Raw genomic sequence first — 17,981 nt, 5'->3', positions numbered from 1 at the left:
CATCGGCGTCATTCTTATGCCACAGATAGACAACTAGTGCCCAAGATTCGAAACAATGCCATCATGAGCATTCCACTCTCAGCCTCCCCCACCGTGATTGTCGTCGCGCCACAAGGCTTTCTCGCTTCCGCACGCAGGCAGGTTGCTGACCTTTTGGGGTCACTCATAGTCCAGGAGAAGCCGGCGCCTCGAACCGCACCTGATCTTGGCGCTGCTGCCTGGACGTTGGCCTCCAACAATGCGGTAACTGTTGCGCGCACACGCTTGCGGGACTGGGTTATCACTGACGGCCCGGCACAGACTACCGACACCGAGGCCCCGGACAGGGAGACCGCGGACACCGAATGCGCATGGGCCGCGTGGACGAGCGAACAGATGGCCGCATGGAACGAGCCAGCCGGGGCGATCGTGACCGACGTCGATTCAACACTGATCGAACAAGAAGTGATCGAAATGCTCGCCGCCCACATCGGCCTTGAAGAACAGGTCGCCGCGGTCACCGAACGCGCCATGCGCGGCGAACTAGACTTTGAACAGAGTCTGCGCGAACGAGTCGCGGTACTCAAGGGGCTAGATGCCCAGACCATCGAGGACGTCTCAGAGAAAACTACGCCAACAGCGGGCGCACAACTCTTGATCGAAACCGCTCATGCACGCGGCTGGAAAGCCTATGCGGTATCCGGCGGGTTCCAACAAATCCTCGACCCGCTCGCCGCCAGACTCAACCTTGACGGAGCCGTAGCTAACCACCTCGAAGTCAACGATGCCGAACTCACCGGCCGCGTGACAGGGCCGATTATCGACCGCCAGGCGAAAGCCAAGCATCGTGCACAATGGACATCGAACAACCAGTTGCCTTCGCTCGGGCTCGGAGACGGCGCGAATGACATCGACCTCCTCACAACCGCAACCGGCGGTCTCGGGCTGCAACCCAAGCCAGCCCTCAAAGCTGTCGCTGACGGCACCCTCTCGCTCCGCCGGCTTGACGCCGTAGCCGCGCTGCTTGGCTGGGACGTTGCCACCGAGCAGCAACACTAAGACGCAGGCAACATCACGAGTACAGCACGAGAGGTACACCACAGCTGTTGACCGCAAGCCCGCTCAAGAAACCTTGTGAAAAGACTTAGAATGTTGGGAGGCTTTCAACAGTATTCCAACAGGCGCATGCGCCCGTGTGCAGCACAGAAGGGTTTTCATGAACGCAAAGCTTGGATCCGGCGAGACCCCCGAAGACGAGACGCCTCAGGAGCAGACTGCCGAAAACGAGGCGCCTCAAGAGGAGCCGACTCAGGAGGAATCGGCTGAGGACGAGGCGACTCAGGATGAGACGCCGCAAGAGGATGCGTCTCAAGAGGTGACTCCCCAAGACGAGACCAATCGGGACGAGTCAGCTCAGGAAGAGACGGCTCACCAAGAGCAGGACCCCGCCGCGGCTTCCACCGCATCGGTCCCCGAGCCTTCCACTGAGCCTTCGACGGAGCCTTCCGATGAGTCCTCCGCCGCATCTTCCGTTTCGGACTCGGCCTCGGTCTCCACCACCGCTCCCGCCGCCACATCCACCGCCACTGCGTCCGCTTCCACTGCGTCCGCTTCTGCTGCGTCCGCCCCAGGTTCTGCATCGGCTTCCAACCCGCCATCTGAGAAGGCTGGCGGCCGCAAGCGCAAACGGCGCGGGTTCGTCGCAGGTTCCATCGTCGGTGGCGTTCTTTTACTCGCAGCTGGCGCCTACGCCGGAACCGCCTGGTTCACCTCAGATAAGCTCCCTGCCCACATCACGGTGAGTGGGGTCGATATCTCTGGCCTTTCCAGCCAGGAAGCCGCCGTGAAACTAGAGAAAGAGCTCGGCGGCAGGCTCACCAAAAAGCTGACGCTCACCGCTGGGTCCGCGACCGCGTCGGTGACCCCCGCTAAAGCCGGCGTCGGAATCGACGTTGAGGCGACACTTGCAGATCTGTCTGGGTGGACGTGGAACCCGAAGATCATTCTCGAACGTCTATCAGGAACCCAAGAGCTCGATGTCAAGCAGACCCTCGATGAACAAGCCCTCAAGTCCAGCGCAGAGAAGATCTCTGATGCACTCACCAATGACCCGGTCGAAGGAAAACTGAGCCTCACCGAAGGCGGCCCTGAGTTCACTCAACCGAAAGACGGCCACGACGTCAGCGAGCAGCTCGCCCGGAATAGCATCACCAAGAACGCGTTTGCCAAAGAACGCAAAATCGAGGTCGCATCTAACGTCATCGAACCCGACGTCACCACCGAAAAATGGAACGAATTCATCAAAACCACGGTGGACCCATACCTGTCTGGCCCAGTCACGGTGAAAGCCGGAGGCGAGCGGGCCGAACTGGGCGTGGCTACTCTCGCTCAGGCTACCGTCGTAGACGTCAAGGACTCCTCCCCCGAACTGAAAACGGACGATGAGGCGTTGAAATCCGCGGTAGAAAAAGCCAACCCTAAGCTCAACACCACGGCACAAGACGCAAGCCTCAAACTGGTCGGGACAGGCTCGAACGCGAAAGCGGAGATAGTACCGGGCAAAAGCGGTAAAGGACTAGATACTGAGGAGCTAGGCAAAAAGGTCCGCGAAGCCGCCGCATCCACGTCTGATCGCATCGCGGACGTGCCGTTCAAAGCCCAGGAACCATCCGTAACCACCGCGCAAGCGAAGAAGTGGAACGTTACCAAGGTCGCTGAGTTCGCAACACCGTACCCTTATGACCCAACCCGGACTAAGAACCTCGAAGCCGGTTCACGACGCATCAACGGTAGCGTCATCCTGCCCGGTGAGTCTTTCGATCTTGCCACCAAGTTCGGCCCAGTTACGGAAGCAAACGGCTATTACTCATCCGGTGTGGTGGTCAACAGCGTCTCGACCAAGGCAGTCGGCGGGGGCCTTTCGCAGATCGCGACGATGGCGTATAACGCCGGATACCTCGCAGGCATGGACATCCAGGAGTGGAGGCCACACAACCGTTGGTTCGACCGCTACCCAGCTGGACGTGAATCCACATATTGGGAAGGCTCGATCAACGTCAAGTGGAAGAACAACACCAAGGCTCCCGTCGTGGTCGCGATGTGGCTGGAGAACAACAAGGTTAACACCGCCGTGTTTGGCCATAAGACCTGGAAAGTGAAAACCACCACGAGCGACTTCTACGACTACACGTCTGGCCCAACGCTGACCTCGGACGATCCGAACTGTATCCCGGAATCCAGCGGCAAGAAGGGCTTCACCGTTAATGTCACGCGAACTCGCACCAACGTTGATACCGGCGAAGTTCTCAAGGACTCCCAGACCACACGTTATGAGGGCTGGCCTAACGTAACCTGCAGCAAGGACTAGGCTGTAGCACAAGATAGGCAACCGCAACGAGCTCAGCAAGCAGTCCTGCGGAACAGCGCGAAGGGGCGACCACTTTGGACAAGTGGTCGCCCCTTCACATGTGCTAGCCCCTACGTTGAGGCCTAAGGGCCTTCGTCAGCGGATATCCCTTAGAGGTTAAAACCTTTATCGAGGAAGCCTTTAGCGCCACCGACGTATTCGGTGTGCATGTGCTCGACGTCATCCATAGCCATCCGAGCAACCTCTTGAGCGAACTCAGCAACCGAGTACAAGCGGCCAGCTTCCTCGCGGCGCGCTTCGATCGCACCTGGCTCAACGCGGTCCAGAAGCGTTGCGGTGATGGTGCCTTCGATCATGTCACCCGAGACCACCACGAACGTGATATCGGCTTCAGCGAACTCGTGTTCACGCTCTCTCAACGCGGTCTCACCTGCGCGCTTCGACTTGGCAACCATCTCGTAGGCCGGAAGCGTTGGGTGGGTTTCGATGAAGTGGGCCTGATTGCTGGTCACGAACACTACGCGGCCGCCCGGGCGGATCGACGGGAACGCGGCATCGAGCATACCCACCTGAGCGTCACGGTTCAGGCGCATCGCGTAGTCTTCGCCACGGTCGGACTCCATACCGCCCGATGCGTTGAGCACGAGAATGTCGAGGTGGCCGAAGTTCTCTACAGCGGCTTTCACGAGCGCTTCACGATCCTCTGCGACCGTGAGGTCCGCCTTGACCGCTACCGCGCGGCCACCGGCTTCCTCGATGGCTTTGACAACCTTATTCGCCCGCGGCGCTTTATCGCGGTAATTCACCACGACAGCGGCACCTTCAGCCGCGAGAATCTTCGCGGTATCCGCACCGATTCCACGGCTGGAACCAGTAACGATCGCTACCTTGCCTTCAAGCTTGGACATGCAAACCTACTTTCAGTAAAACGTCTCAGAGCAAAGAGAATCTAGGCCGGGGCCTAGTGCCCCATCCCCAGCCCGCCATCGACGGGTACAACCGCGCCAGAGATATAGCCGGCGTCTTCCGATGCCAGCCACACTGCGACCTTGGCTACTTCTTCAGAGGAAGCGAAACGGCCCGCTGGGATCTGTTGCTTGTACTGCTTCTTCAGATCCTCGTCAAGAGCCTCAGTCATGTCTGTCTCGATGAAGCCGGGGGCGATCACGTTCGCGGTAATGCCGCGCGAACCCAGTTCACGAGTAACGGAACGCGCAATCCCGACGAGCCCGGCTTTCGATGCTGAATAGTTGACCTGGCCTGCCCCACCCAGCAAACCAACAACAGAGGATATGAGGATCACGCGGCCGAAACGAGCCTTGACCATACCTTTCGTGGCGCGCTGAACCACACGGAACGCACCCGTGAGATTCGTGTCCACAACATCGGTGAAGTCGGATTCGCTCATCCGCATCAAAAGAGTGTCGCGAGTAATACCTGCGTTGGCAACCACCACGGTGATCGGGCCGAGTTTCTGCTCAACCTCAGCCATCGCGGCATCAACGCTGCCGCTATCGGTCACATCGGCCTTGACAGAAAGAATCCCCTCAACCGGTGCAGGCTCAGACCGAGTTGTCACCGCCACCTGGTAACCGGCTTTGAGGAACTGCTCAGCGATCGCCAAACCAATCCCCCTGTTACCACCGGTCACTAATACAGTGCGTGCGGGTGTATCCGTGGTTTTCGTGGTCGCGGCACTCGCGCTCATGCATCTCCTTGAGCAGGTCAGCGCACACCCGTTCCCTGGGTGTGCAATAAGCCAATGTGATGTACGTGTTCAGTCTACCGAGTGCGGTGCGCAAGCTGGCAGGAAGCCAACACCCGTGATGCGTACCTAGGATGCCGGCATCGAACGAGTGGGAGTCCATAATAGATACGATGGCTAAAAAGGATGCGACCGTAGCTGCGGAATACTCGATCACCGACGCCCAAGAGGCGGCGTCGCTTGAGGCACGCCATCGTCACCGTATGTACGCGCTCAAGATGACTCTGCGCGTCATTTGCTTCCCGCTCGGCGGTATCATCGCCTACTACGGGAACCTATGGGTGGGCCTTGGTCTTCTACTGTTCGCTACCGTGATCCCCTGGTTCGCCGTCGTGAGCGCGAACGCGATCCAGCCTTCCGACACCGCTGACCCCACGTGGGCAGATCAACAGGCACCTACTGAGTTGCCGAGCACCTACGTCGAAGACCAAGAGGATAAGGCCTCCGAACAGGTCATCCAGGTTCATAGCGAGCAACACCAACGTTCACAAGCGGCTGGAAACAACGATGCGGGGCATGCCTGATTATGGATGTGCTCGGTTTTCTATCAGGTCAGCACAAAGACGATGATGCAGCGGCGCAGGAAGCCTCAAAACTCACGTGCTCCCGCAAAGGCTGTAAGGCGGAAGCGAGCTATGTTCTGGAGTGGAACAACCCGAAGGTCCACTCCCCTGACCGCCGCAAACAATGGCTTGCGTGCAATGAGCACCGCGAGTATCTCAGCGAATTCCTCAACGCTCGCCTATTCCTCAAAAACGTTGTCCCTGTAGCGACATTGCACACAGCGCAGCTGCACGCCTCGAATGAAGACTCAGCGACTCAGAGGGAGGAGCCCTAGGTGTATAAGTTTTTAGCTTCCACTCGCTGGATCGGCTGGCTTCTGATGGTCCTGTTCTTCGCAGCGATTTGCGCTGGGTTGAGCTGGTGGCAGTGGGACCGCCGGGCCGATGTCGCGCAAACGAACCGGCTCATCGAACAGAACTGGAACGCTACCCCGATCGAGCTAGCCCCTGATAGCCCGTGGCTTGAGTCCCTGCCAGAAGACAAGCAGTACACTCCGGTTAGGCTCGAGGGCCGCTACCTGAGCGATCAACAGCTCATGGTGCGTATGCGTTCTGGCAACGGTCGGGTCGGTATGGAGCAACTGGTTCCATTCGAAACCAATGACGGCGTGATCCTCGCTGTTGACCGCGGTTGGATGCCCAACGGCGACGGCCCTGACCAGCACCCCGACAACGTGCCCGCACCTCCCCAAGGTGAGGCGAGCATCGTGGTTCGTTTGGTGCGTGGTGAACCTAATATTGGCAGGGATGCCCCTGCCGGGCAGATCGCCTCAGTTGATCTGGTTGGGGCCGCCCAGCTGACGGGACTGGATATCGCCCCGGGCGCCTACGGTTGGCTTGCTTCGGAAGAGCCAAGCGTTGAAACTCCAGCACTACTGCAAGAGCCGTCCGAAGACGAAGGCATGCATTGGTCCTATGCCTTACAGTGGATGGCTTTCGGCCTCTTGTTCTTCATCGGTTTCGGATATGCGGCACGACAACAGGCCAAAATCAACGCTGAACGCAAGCAAGCCCAAGCCGCCGGTGCTACAGGGGTCGATGGCGAGGGCACGTCTGAGCCGATGTTCCAAGCCCGGCGGGTGGCTCAGAAGAAACAGCGCCGCCCACGCCGTGACGGTTCGGCACACGATGAAGACATCGAAGACGCCTACCTCGACGCGCAAGGTTATGAGGATGAAACTCCCCTAGCCGAACCGCAACGAGAAGACCACACGTGGATGTCGGATAAGACCTAGGCATCCGTTCAAGAGCCCGGCGTCCGTTGAAAAGCTCAGCGTCCGTTCAAGAGCAAACGCATCCAGTTGCGTCTTCTCTATGCTAAGGAAACGAGCTCGAGGTATTCGTCGTTGAACAAGTCCTCGGTGCCATCTGGCAAGAGCAGGACCCGTTCAGGGTTGAGCGCGGCTACCGCTCCCTCATCGTGGGACACCAAGATCACCGCGCCCTCATAGGTTGCCAACGCACCAAGGATCTGTTCACGAGAGGCCGGGTCAAGGTTGTTAGTGGGCTCGTCCAGGAGCAACACGTTCGCATGCGAAGCCACGATCATCGCCAAAGCTAGGCGGGTTTTCTCGCCACCTGAGAGCACACGTGCGGGTTTGTCCACGTCATCACCAGAGAACAAGAACGAACCCAAGATCGAACGCACTTGGGCATCCCCTAAATGGCTCGGTGCGGTGCGGCGCATATTCTCCAACACGGTTTTCTCACCATCGATCGTGTCGTGTTCCTGAGCGAAATAACCGATCTTGCATCCATGCCCGTAAACGACCTGCCCAGAGTTCGGTTCATCAACCCCGGCAAGCAGGCGCAACAGCGTGGTTTTACCGGCACCGTTGAGACCCAACACGACCACACGGGAACCACGGTCGACCGCAAGATCCAGGCCAGTGAAGATCTCGAGTGAACCGTAGGAGCGGCTCAAACCTTCCGCAGAGATAGGCACTTTCCCGCACGGGGCCGGGTCCGGGAAGCGAAGCGCCGCAACCTTATCCGCTTGCCGTTCAGGCTCGATGCCCCGCAACATGCGTTCCGCGCGTTTGATCATGGACTGCGCCGCCACAGCCTTGGTAGCCTTAGCACGCATCTTATCTGCCTGAGCCAACAACGCCGATGCCTTCTTTTGGACGTTGGCGGCTTCACGGCGGCGGGCCCGCTCATCGGTTTCCCGCTGCTCCAGGTACTTCTTCCACCCGAGGTTATATTGGTCGATCGTGGCACGGTTGGCGTCCAGGTGGAACACCTTGTTCACAACCGCCTCCAGCAAGTCCGTATCGTGGGAAATGATCACGAACCCGCCCTCATAGGCCTGCAGGAACTCCCGCAGCCAGATGATCGAGTCTGCATCCAAATGGTTGGTCGGCTCATCCAATAGCAGCGTGTCGGCTTGCGAATACAGGATGCGGGCAAGCTCAACACGGCGGCGTTGACCACCCGAGAGCGTACCGATCGGTTGAGCCAAGACCCGCTCAGGTAAGTCGAGGTTATTGCAGATGGTTGCCGCTTCTGATTCAGCCGCATAACCTCCCGCGGCTAAAAACTGGGCCTCCAAGCGGTCATAGCGGCGCATCGCCTTCTGCGCAATAGCCGGGTCATCACTGGCCATCTGTGCTTGCGATTCACGCAACTTGGTTATGACGTTATCGAGGCCACGGGCCGATAAGATGCGGTCGCGAGCCAGCTGTTGCATATCCGGAAGATGGGTGTCCTGCGGAAGATAGCCGATCTCTCCGCGGCGTTCGATGCTGCCGTCGGCCGGGAGCCCCTGGCCAGCCAACACTTTCGTTAACGTTGTTTTTCCGGCGCCGTTACGCCCCACCAAGCCGATCTTGTCTCCGCGGTCAACCCTGAACGAGACCTCGTCCATGAGCAGGCGCGCACCCACGCGCAGCTCCACATTGTCCACGGAAATCAAGACAACCCCCAATACGGCTGAAAACGAACTTTCCTAGTCTACCCAGGGGTTGGCGCGAAAACGCTGCGCCTTTCACCGCGCGGGCACCTTCACGCGTGACTTCCTGGTCGCTAATAGTTAAAGCTGTGCGGGGTTGAGCACCGTATAGATACTCAACCCCGCACAGTCCTAGCCCAAGCGTGAGCCTCTAGACAACGTTCTGCTTAGATGTTGAATCCGAGCGCGCGCATCTGGTCGCGGCCGTCTTCGGTGATCCGTTCAGGACCCCACGGCGGCATCCACACCCAGTTGACGCGGTATTCATCAACCATGGTGCCAATAGCCGAGTCGATCTGATCTTCAATCACATCGGAGAGCGGGCACGCCGCCGTGGTGAGCGTCATGTCGATCACGAGCGCACCCTCGTCGTCATATGCCATGCCGTAGAGCAACCCGAGGTCAACCACATTGACGCCAAGCTCCGGGTCAATCACCTCATGCAACGCCTCGGTGACATCCTCGATGGGTGCCAGATCTTTTGCGTTCTCAGCCATGAGGGATCACGCCTTAGCGAGGTACTTGTCGTACCCCTCTTCTTCAAGCTTGGTAGCGAGCTCTGGGCCGCCCTGATCAACCATGTGGCCGTCAACGAACACGTGCACAAAGTCAGGCTTGATGTAGTTCAGGATGCGGGTGTAGTGCGTGATCAGCATGACACCCATGTTGTTGCTTTCCTGGACACGGTTCACACCTTCGGAAACGATGCGCAGAGCATCGACGTCCAAGCCGGAGTCGGTCTCGTCAAGTACCGCATACTTTGGCTTGAACAGTTCCATCTGGATGATTTCAGCTCGCTTCTTCTCGCCACCGGAGAAGCCTTCGTTGATGTTGCGGTTAGCGAACTCTGGATCCATCTTGAGCGCTTCGAAAGCACCCTTGACGTCCTTAGCCCACGTGCGCAACTTCGGTGCCTCGCCATCGAGTGCAGTCTTGGCGGTACGCAGGAAGTTCGTCATGGTAACGCCCGGCACCTCGACTGGGTACTGCATCGCGAGGAACAATCCGGCTTTAGCGCGCTCGTCAACTTCCATCTCCAAGACGTCCTCACCGTCGAGGGTGATGGAGCCGCCGGTCACGATGTAAGACGGGTGGCCTGCGATGGTTGCAGCGAGCGTGGACTTACCGGAGCCGTTAGGGCCCATGATCGCGTGGGTCTCACCTGGCTTGATGGTCAGGTTGACTCCTTTGAGGATTTCCTTGAATCCCTGATCGGTCTCGATGCCGACCTTCAGGTCTTTGATTTCAAGAGTGTTCATGAAAAGTCGATTCTCCTTATGAGAAGTGAAGGTCAGTTATCGTTGACGGCCAGCTCGGCCTCGATGGTCGTGTTGAGGGAATCCTCAATCTCTGGAACATCGATCTTCTGGATGATTTCGTTCAGGAAGCCACGGACCACCAAGCGGCGCGCCGTTTTCTCGTCGATACCGCGGGCCATGAGGTAGAACAGGTGCTCGTCATCAAAGCGACCCGTGGTTGCCGCGTGGCCTGCACCTTCGATGACGCCGGTCTCGATTTCGAGGTTCGGCACCGAGTCGGCGCGTGCGCCTTCGGACAGCACGAGGTTACGGTTGGCTTCGTAGGTTGTGGTGCCTTCACCGGCAACCGGGATGAGGACGTCGCCAACCCACACCGAGTGCGCACCGTCGCCCTGCAACGCACCCTTATAGAGGGCATCGGACGTGCAGTTGGCGGATGCATGGTTGATGAACAGGCGGTGTTCTTGGTGCTGGCCCGCGTCGGTGAAGTACAACCCGTAGACGTAGGCTTCGCCTCGTTCACCCGCGAAACGTACCGATGGCGTCAGGCGGACCAGGTCTCCACCGAAGGTCACCACCACGTGCTTGAGTTTGGCCTCAGCGCCGAGGCGTGCCTGCATGTTCGCAGCATGCACGGCGTCGCCTTCCCAGTTCTGTAGCGAAACGATGGTCAGCTCAGCGCCGTCCTTGACGTCGTATTCGATGTGCTGGGTCAGAACCGCCGAACCTACGTGGTCAAACACGACGGTTGCCTTGGAGCCGGGCTCGGCTACAACCGTGATGTGCTGGCCTGCCGGGTCCTGATGCTCACCACGTAGCGTGAGCTTGGTGACGAGCCCGTCGGTTTCAGCGGGAACTGTCACGAGATCCACGTGTTTGGCGGCTGCGTAGGCGTTCGCCGAGAGCCGGTCTTCTGGCTCCATGAAGGAAACGGCCGCGTGATCCTGGGCGACCTGTTCGATGCGGACCTCGCCGGTACCGGTGAGGACCTCTTGGTTCAGGCTCGGTGCAGTACCTGTCAGATCATCCTTGTGGAGGCCTTTCAGGCGGCGCAGTGGGGTGAAGCGGAAATCCTCTTCACGGCCGGTGAGCTGCGGGAAGTCTTCAACGTTGAAGCTCGTGGCGCGGCCGGCACGCGAAGAATCGTTAGCGCCGCCCCAGCCCTCGGCTGCCCCGCCGTGGGAGTGGCTCTTCACGGCAGCCCCTGCGATGGGGCTACCGCCGTGAGCCTGATCAGCGTTCATCGGGGATAGGTCTTCGCCTTCCTCCGTGAAGCCCGCGATCAGTGGTGCGCCCTGTGGACGCTGTGTGGAAGTCGTCTCAGACATATCAGCCAACAGATCCTTCCATCTGAAGTTCAATTAGACGGTTGAGTTCAAGCGCGTACTCCATCGGGAGCTCGCGGGAGATCGGCTCGACGAAGCCGCGAACGATGAGCGCCATCGCTTCGTCTTCAGGAATACCGCGGGCCATGAGGTAGAACAGTTGGTCTTCGGAAACCTTCGAAACTGTGGCTTCGTGGCCCATCTGTACGTCGTCCTCACGGATGTCGATGTACGGGTAGGTGTCCGAACGCGAGATCGTATCGACCAAGAGCGCATCACATTCGGTGTTGTTCTTGACACCGTGGGCACCTTCACGCACCTGCACGAGGCCGCGATAGCCGGAGCGGCCGCCGTTACGGGCGATCGACTTCGCGACGATCGAGGACGAGGTGTTTGGTGCGATGTGCACCATCTTCGAGCCGGTGTCCTGGTGCTGGCCGGCACCAGCGAACGCGATCGAAAGGGTCTCGCCGCGGGCGTGTTCACCAGTGAGGTAGACAGCCGGGTACTTCATGGTGACTTTGGAACCGATGTTGCCATCGACCCATTCCATGACCGCGCCTTCTTCGCATACTGCGCGCTTGGTGACGAGGTTGTACACGTTGTTCGACCAGTTCTGGACGGTCGTGTAGCGAACGCGGGCACCCTTCTTCGCGATGATCTCAACCACAGCGGAGTGCAGGGAGTCCGACTTATAGATCGGGGCCGTGCAGCCTTCAATGTAGTGAACGTAGGAATCCTCGTCAGCGATGATGAGGGTGCGTTCAAACTGGCCCATGTTCTCCGTGTTGATGCGGAAGTAGGCCTGCAGCGGGATCTCGACGTGTACACCCTTCGGGACGTAGACGAAGGAACCGCCGGACCACACTGCGGTGTTGAGTGCCGCGAACTTGTTATCGCCAGCTGGGATCACGGTGCCGAAGTACTCTTCGAAGAACTCCGGGTGCTCTTTCAAAGCGGTGTCAGTGTCAAGGAAGATGACACCTTGTTCTTCAAGGTCCTCGCGGATCTGGTGGTAGACAACCTCGGATTCGTACTGGGCGGCAACACCGGCTACGAGGCGGTTGCGCTCTGCCTCTGGGATGCCAAGCTTTTCGTACGTGTTGCGGATATCTTCTGGAAGGTCTTCCCAGGTTTGGGCCTGGCCTTCGGAAGCACGGACGAAGTACTTGATGTTGTCGAAGTCGATGCCGGAGAGGTCTGGACCCCAGGTTGGCATCGGTTTGCGTTCAAAGTACTTCAGTGCGCGCAGACGCCTGTTGAGCATCCATTCGGGTTCGTCCTTCTTAGCCGAGATGGAGCGCACGCGGTCTTCGTCGAGGCCACGCTCTGCGTCCTGTCCGGCGGCGTCGGAGTCAACCCAACCGTATTCGTAGTTACCAATACCCTCGAGTTCCGGGTTCGCCTCGAGGATTTCGGCGATTACACCTGGATCCTTTGCGCTAGGCGCCTGTTGATCCGTCATCGCGTCCTCTTCTCTGCTGGCACTCGCCAGCGTCGGGTCACTGATGTTTGTTCCAATGAGATGTTTTCCTCTGACGCCGATACCAGTGTTCGGCGTCTGCGCCCAGATACGCTGTCAACGTTGAGCGCGCGAGTTGCCATTGCGGTACAACGGTGGCGGTGTGGGATTTATTCCGCCCCGCAGCCCAAAAAACTGAATTACCGAAGTTAACTGTTGCGTTATTCGGCATCTGCGTCAACTAAGCCACACCTCAGTTCATTCATGGGATATACCTACCGCGATCCGCTGTGCTGGCGACCACTATGCTCGCGATTCGCTGTGGTCACGATCCGTCATGCGCTGTCCAAGGCCTACTTATCACCCGATGGGCGCCGCGGCCCAGCCACGCGGGTGACTTTCTCCCGCGGAACGGGCGTACCCCTACCGGCAGAGCCGCGCTCAACAGGCACGTGGGTGGTGCAGACGTGCCCGCCGGCCGCCATCGTCGACAACCGCCGCACATCCACACCTAAGACCCGCTGGAACATTTCCGTTTCCGCATCACAAATCGCGGGCACCGCCGCTGCGATATCCACCACCGGGCAGTGAGCCTGGCAGATCTGTTTAGCCCGCATCGGGGTCCTGCCGGCAGGGATCGAGACGTCCCGTGTGAATCCCATGTAGCCGTCGGCGGCGAGCGCGCGGGCTAGTGCCTCGATGCGCTCGGGCCCTTTTTCGGTGCCTTCAAGCATCGCGGTGTAGCGGGCTTCTTGTTCGAGTGCGAGTTCGCGTGCGAACTCTTCTACTGCGCGTTCCCCGCCTAGTGCGTATAGACGGGATATGGCTTTGATCGCTACATCCGCGTTTCGGGAGCCCCACTGGGATTGGCCTTGTGGGTTGACCACGTAGTGGCGTGCGGGGCGTCCGGCTCGGGATGGCTTGTGCCCCCTCTCTTTGACTTCGATGAGGCCTTCTTCTTCGAGTTTGTCGAGGTGGCGGCGGATCGCGGCTGCGGTGTGGCCTAGTTCTTTGCCGAGTTTGGCCGCGGTGATGGGGCCGTTCATCATGACGCTATGCAACACGCGGTCGCGCGTGGATTCTTCCGGGGCAAGGTGCGGCTCGCGTTCAGCGGCCCCATCCCGCGTATCGCGATCAACAGCATCGTTGCTCGTCTGGGCAGAGTTGCTAGCTTGGGCAGAGTTGCTGGACTGGGCAGACATGAACGTTTGCCACCTTTCCTCGTTGAGGGTTAACGCAACTGTCCACCATCGTAACTACTCGATCCGGGATCGCGCGCGTGGCTCGATACGATGGCACCGTGGCCCAACATCATTTACCCCAGGTTTCCGCGCCCGAAACGCAGGCTGCGGATGTTGCCCTCGAGGTTTCGGGGCTTGCGAAAACTTTCGGTTCGAAAACCCGCCCTATCAAGGCAGTTCAAGGCGTGTCCTTCACCGCGACGCGTGGGCAGGTGACGACCCTGCTCGGAACGAACGGTGCAGGTAAATCCACAACACTCGCGTGCTGCCAGGGCTTGCAAAAGCCTGACGCCGGAAAGATTTCTTTGCTGGGCCAGAACCCTTGGGGTGCGTCTGCCACATTGCGCTCCCGTGTAGGCGTCATGTTGCAAGACGGTGGACTACCACCAGCACAGACCCCACTACGTCTGCTCAAACACGTTGCGGGCCTGTTCCAGAATCCCCGCCCGCTGCCTGAGCTCATGGAGCAACTCAACATCGCGCACCTCGCGCGCCGCTCCATCCGGCGCCTCTCAGGTGGCGAGAAACAGCGGGTTTCCCTCGCGATGGCGATGCTGGGGCGGCCCGAAGTTCTCTTCCTCGATGAGCCAAGTGCTGGGCTTGACCCACAGTCACGCCTGCTTGTCTTCGACATCATCAAAGAACTCACAAGCGATGGCGCGGCGGTTGTCCTCACAACCCACCTGCTCGAAGAGGCCGAACGGCTCTCCGATTACATCCTCATCATGGACCGCGGACGCGTCGTGAAGCAGTCGAGTGTGTCTGACCTCTTAGACGCCGACTCAACGGCAAGCCTCACTCTCACTCTCCCCGAGGCCGTTGACCTCGCACGCATCCTTGACCAAACCGGCGTGCACCTCACCGCAACCAACACAAGACCAGGCGCATGGACTATCGAGGATGTGACGGCTCCCCAGCAGCTGCGCGTACTAGCATCTGCGCTCGAGAAGGCAGACCTCATGCCCACCAGTATGCACCTGGGACGCCGTAGCCTCGAGGACGTTTTCCTTGAGGTCGCATCGCAATCCACCGAAGGCGAGGCCTGACATGACTACGACTGCAAGCCTTCCGGCTCCCGCGCTCACCCGGATCCTGCGCCATGCCGGCTACGAAACCCGGATCATCGTGACCAATGCGGAGCAACTCCTGGTCTCCCTCATCCTGCCGTTGCTCGCACTCGGGGCTCTGACCACCACATCGGTACTCGACGGCATCGCGGACACCCGCATCAACGCTGCAACCCCGGGCGTGCTCGCACTCGCACTCGTGAGCGTGGGCTTCACTGGCCAAGCGATCCAAACCGGCTTCGACCGACAGTACGGCGTGTTGCGTGCGCTGGCCACAACTCCCCTCGGCAAGTCAGGGCTCATCCTCGGCAAGATCACGGCCGTCGCCATAGTCGCGTTACTCCACGTGGCCGTGCTCAGCACCGTCGCGGTGTTCCTCGGATGGCAACCAAAACCCACGTTCGGATGGGCCGTTCTCATCGGGGTTCTTGGCGTCATCACATTCACTGCTCTGGGCCTACTGATCGCTGGAACCGTGCGAGCACAAGCAACGCTCGCCATCACCAACATCGGCCTCGTTCTGATCGCTGCGATCGGCGGCGTGCTCATGCCCCTGACCCGCCTGCACGATGCGCTCGCAGGTTTCGTACAGCTCTTGCCTTCCGCAGCGCTCGGCGAAGGAATGTGCGACGCGCTTGCACACGGCCACATCAACATCCAAGCCACGATCGTGCTCGCCGGGTGGGCCCTGATCCTCGTCGCGGCCGCAATACGCAACTTTAGGTGGGAGAATTGACGGTGCGGCATTGCGCTTCTTGATGATGAGCCTGCCCCATTCGAGCCCACAACCGAACCTCACACCGAGCCCCAGAAAGGAACCGTCATGACAGCGACCACCTCGTCGCCAACCCAGCCAACTGGCGCACAAGCCAGCGGCTACCAGCCGGTGACGAAAACCGCTCACGGTCTAGCAATCGCTTCCCTGATCTCACAGATCGGGATCATCGTGACCGGTGGTGCCGTCCGGTTGACCAAATCCGGCCTCGGTTGTTCCGAATGGCCCAAGTGCACGCCTGAAACCATGACCCCTACCCCGGAAATGGGTATCCACGGTCTCATCGAATTCGGCAACCGCACCCTGACCTTCGTGCTTGCGGCGATCGCAGTCACGATGATCGTTGCCGCGTGGCGTTCCCGCAAGGCTCACAAGAACATCTTCGTGCTGTCCTGGGCGCTTCTAGGCATCATCCCGGCACAGGCTGTGATCGGCGGCATGACGGTTCTCACCAAGCTCAACCCCTGGGTCGTCTCACTGCACTTCCTTGCATCCGCCGCGTGCGTGGCTCTCGCGGTTCTGCTCGTCAACCGCACCGGCCGCGCCTACCGCAACCCAGGCGTCGAAAGCTCTGTAGCCCTCAAGGAAAACGTGCCGTTCACTCCGCAGCCAGTGTTTGGCCCGCTGCGTGTGATCGCAGCGACTGCATGGGCTCTGGCCGCTTGGATCATCGTGATGGGAACTACCGTGACCGGCACCGGCCCGCACGCAGGTGACGAAAGCGCGCCACGACACACGTTCAACGCCCTCATCGTGACTCGGATGCACACCATCCCCGTCTACGCGATGACGTTGCTGATCATCGTTGGCCTTGTCATTGTGATGCGCCGCAACATCGCGAGCCTCAAGAACGCCTACCTCATGGCGATCGGCGTGATCCTCATCCAGGCAGGCATCGGCTATTGGCAGCACTTCTCAGGCCTTCCGATCGGCCTGGTTCTGGCACATATGCTCGGCTCGGCACTACTGCTCTCCGCGGTGACCAACGTGTGGGACCGTACCGTCAACTAGCCAGCACCAGACGCACGGCAACACCAGCCACGCGAAACCCAACCAAATGAGAGAGCCGCGCTTCACTCAGCGAGTGAAGCGCGGCTCTGTTTAGGTCTAAATAGGGGCTGCAACTACATACGTTCTAGCCCAGAAGCGGCGATCCGACGAACGGGTCGATCGCCAGGCCAATGAACAGAAGCGTGAGGTACATGATCGAGAGGTGGAACACGCGCATAGCCTTCCGGTTGAGGCTCTTCGCGCTGTGATCCTGTGCCGCTTCACGGTGTAGAATATGGGATTCCCAAATGAACCATCCACCCGAGGCCAGCGCAACCACTGTGTACACGATGCCGGCGTCCCCCATCGGGATCAGCAACAGCGAGCACGCGACCGTAGCCCACGCGTACACAACAACCTGAGCGGACACCGTGCGACCTTGGGCAACAGCACCCAGCATCGGAACGTCGGCGCGTTCGTAGTCCTCCGAATACTTCATGGACAGCGGCCAGTAGTGCGGCGGGGTCCACAAGAAGATGATGAGGAACAAGACGATGGCAGGCCACTCGATCGTGTTCTTCACAGCAGCCCACGCGATCAGAACAGGCATGCAGCCTGCGATGCCGCCCCACACGATGTTTTGGGTGGTCTTGCGCTTAAGGATCAGTGTGTAGAGGACCACATAGAAGAGGATCGCAGCAAGACCCAACGCGGCAGTCAGAAGGTTGGTTCCAGCCCACAACACCGCGATCGAGGCAACACCTAGAATCCACCCGAACACGAGTGCGGCATTCGGCGTGATTTCCCCGGTCACCAGCGGCCTGTTCTTGGTCCGGTTCATGACCTTGTCCATGTCCCGGTCAAAATAGCAGTTGAACACGCCAGCGCTACCGGCAGCCATCGCCCCACCGATGTTGGTTGCCAGCATCGCAACCAGGTCCGGCCAGCCGCGTTGAGCGAAGATCATGGTCGGCAACGTGGTCACAAGCAACAGCTCGATCACGCGCGGCTTGGTCAGAGCCAAGTACGCTTTAGCCTTGCGCGAGAGGAAGACGCCATGTGTCTCGCCGGGCTGGCGCTGATGGCGCGGCACAGCGGGAGTAGACGTTTCCTGATGGCTCAAGGTGGACATTGACTGTTACCTCATGACGTTGGGTCGCGCCAAACCGCGGGGCGCAGTGATGCGGGGCACAGGAAGAGACGATTCCTGCATTCTTCCACCTATTCTACCGTCCTAT

17 protein-coding genes are annotated in these 17,981 nt (G+C 59.6%); 8 read left to right on the top strand and 9 right to left on the bottom strand.

Annotated elements, in window-relative coordinates:
* The first annotated feature begins 63 nt into the window (after positions 1-63).
* On the top strand, positions 64-1,038 hold the full coding sequence (gene serB / locus HMPREF3160_RS09350; protein ID WP_070508119.1) for a phosphoserine phosphatase SerB: 975 nt from the start codon (positions 64-66) through the stop codon (positions 1,036-1,038).
* 157 nt (positions 1,039-1,195) lie between these two features.
* Positions 1,196-3,346, top strand: a complete 2,151-nt coding sequence (locus HMPREF3160_RS09345; protein WP_070508118.1) for a VanW family protein — start codon at positions 1,196-1,198, stop codon at positions 3,344-3,346.
* A gap of 149 nt (positions 3,347-3,495) precedes the next feature.
* On the opposite strand, the gene HMPREF3160_RS09340 is transcribed toward HMPREF3160_RS09345, so the two are convergent.
* On the bottom strand, positions 3,496-4,254 hold the full coding sequence (locus tag HMPREF3160_RS09340) for an SDR family oxidoreductase (protein ID WP_035755657.1): 759 nt from the start codon (positions 4,252-4,254) through the stop codon (positions 3,496-3,498).
* Positions 4,255-4,307: 53 nt separating this feature from the next.
* Positions 4,308-5,054: a beta-ketoacyl-ACP reductase gene (locus HMPREF3160_RS09335; RefSeq protein ID WP_052048374.1), complete on the bottom strand. Its 747-nt coding sequence runs from the start codon at positions 5,052-5,054 to the stop codon at positions 4,308-4,310.
* 170 nt (positions 5,055-5,224) lie between these two features.
* Here HMPREF3160_RS09335 and HMPREF3160_RS09330 point away from each other — a divergent pair, with 170 nt between their 5' ends.
* The 3 genes from HMPREF3160_RS09330 to HMPREF3160_RS09320 are packed head-to-tail and all read left to right on the top strand — an operon-like array spanning position 5,225 to position 6,909.
* Positions 5,225-5,635, top strand: coding sequence for a DUF3099 domain-containing protein (locus tag HMPREF3160_RS09330; RefSeq protein WP_035755655.1), 411 nt, complete (start codon positions 5,225-5,227; stop codon positions 5,633-5,635).
* 2 nt (positions 5,636-5,637) lie between these two features.
* Positions 5,638-5,949 carry a hypothetical protein gene (locus tag HMPREF3160_RS09325; RefSeq protein WP_070508117.1) on the top strand — a complete coding sequence of 104 codons (312 nt, stop codon included), beginning with the start codon at positions 5,638-5,640 and terminating at the stop codon, positions 5,947-5,949.
* Entirely contained in the window at positions 5,950-6,909 is a 960-nt protein-coding gene (locus HMPREF3160_RS09320; protein ID WP_070508116.1) for an SURF1 family cytochrome oxidase biogenesis protein, read from the top strand.
* A gap of 77 nt (positions 6,910-6,986) precedes the next feature.
* Here HMPREF3160_RS09320 and HMPREF3160_RS09315 read toward each other — a convergent pair whose 3' ends face one another.
* From HMPREF3160_RS09315 to HMPREF3160_RS09290, 6 genes are all read right to left on the bottom strand, one after another.
* Positions 6,987-8,540 (bottom strand): ABC-F family ATP-binding cassette domain-containing protein, encoded by a 1,554-nt coding sequence (locus HMPREF3160_RS09315; RefSeq protein WP_370977599.1) that lies wholly within the window; start codon positions 8,538-8,540, stop codon positions 6,987-6,989.
* 251 nt (positions 8,541-8,791) lie between these two features.
* Positions 8,792-9,121: a metal-sulfur cluster assembly factor gene (locus HMPREF3160_RS09310; RefSeq protein ID WP_035755651.1), complete on the bottom strand. Its 330-nt coding sequence runs from the start codon at positions 9,119-9,121 to the stop codon at positions 8,792-8,794.
* 6 nt (positions 9,122-9,127) lie between these two features.
* Positions 9,128-9,883: a Fe-S cluster assembly ATPase SufC gene (gene sufC, locus HMPREF3160_RS09305; protein ID WP_070508115.1), complete on the bottom strand. Its 756-nt coding sequence runs from the start codon at positions 9,881-9,883 to the stop codon at positions 9,128-9,130.
* Positions 9,884-9,915: 32 nt separating this feature from the next.
* Positions 9,916-11,211, bottom strand: coding sequence for a Fe-S cluster assembly protein SufD (gene sufD / locus HMPREF3160_RS09300; RefSeq protein WP_070490631.1), 1,296 nt, complete (start codon positions 11,209-11,211; stop codon positions 9,916-9,918).
* A gap of 1 nt (position 11,212) precedes the next feature.
* A complete protein-coding gene (gene sufB / locus HMPREF3160_RS09295; RefSeq protein WP_035755647.1) occupies positions 11,213-12,673 on the bottom strand; it encodes a Fe-S cluster assembly protein SufB in 1,461 nt (486 codons plus the stop codon).
* A 350-nt stretch (positions 12,674-13,023) separates the two neighbouring features.
* Positions 13,024-13,872, bottom strand: coding sequence for a helix-turn-helix transcriptional regulator (locus HMPREF3160_RS09290; protein WP_070508114.1), 849 nt, complete (start codon positions 13,870-13,872; stop codon positions 13,024-13,026).
* Positions 13,873-13,949: 77 nt separating this feature from the next.
* Here HMPREF3160_RS09290 and HMPREF3160_RS09285 point away from each other — a divergent pair, with 77 nt between their 5' ends.
* The 3 genes from HMPREF3160_RS09285 to HMPREF3160_RS09275 all read left to right on the top strand — a co-directional run bounded on the left by HMPREF3160_RS09285 (position 13,950) and on the right by HMPREF3160_RS09275 (position 16,764).
* A complete protein-coding gene (locus HMPREF3160_RS09285) occupies positions 13,950-14,957 on the top strand; it encodes an ABC transporter ATP-binding protein (RefSeq protein WP_256174337.1) in 1,008 nt (335 codons plus the stop codon).
* Between the two features lies 1 nt (position 14,958).
* Complete coding sequence (locus HMPREF3160_RS09280; RefSeq protein WP_035755643.1) at positions 14,959-15,714, top strand: ABC transporter permease; 756 nt, start codon at positions 14,959-14,961, stop codon at positions 15,712-15,714.
* 87 nt (positions 15,715-15,801) lie between these two features.
* On the top strand, positions 15,802-16,764 hold the full coding sequence (locus tag HMPREF3160_RS09275; RefSeq protein ID WP_035755642.1) for a COX15/CtaA family protein: 963 nt from the start codon (positions 15,802-15,804) through the stop codon (positions 16,762-16,764).
* Between the two features lie 124 nt (positions 16,765-16,888).
* Here HMPREF3160_RS09275 and HMPREF3160_RS09270 read toward each other — a convergent pair whose 3' ends face one another.
* A complete protein-coding gene (locus HMPREF3160_RS09270; RefSeq protein WP_035755640.1) occupies positions 16,889-17,875 on the bottom strand; it encodes a heme o synthase in 987 nt (328 codons plus the stop codon).
* Between the last annotated feature and the right edge of the window lie 106 nt (positions 17,876-17,981).

It is taken from the genome of Arthrobacter sp. HMSC06H05 (genome assembly GCF_001807395.1).
In the GTDB taxonomy this organism is placed as follows: Bacteria; Actinomycetota; Actinomycetes; order Actinomycetales; family Micrococcaceae; genus Pseudoglutamicibacter; species Pseudoglutamicibacter albus.
This window is presented reverse-complemented; position numbering and strand designations above follow the sequence as displayed.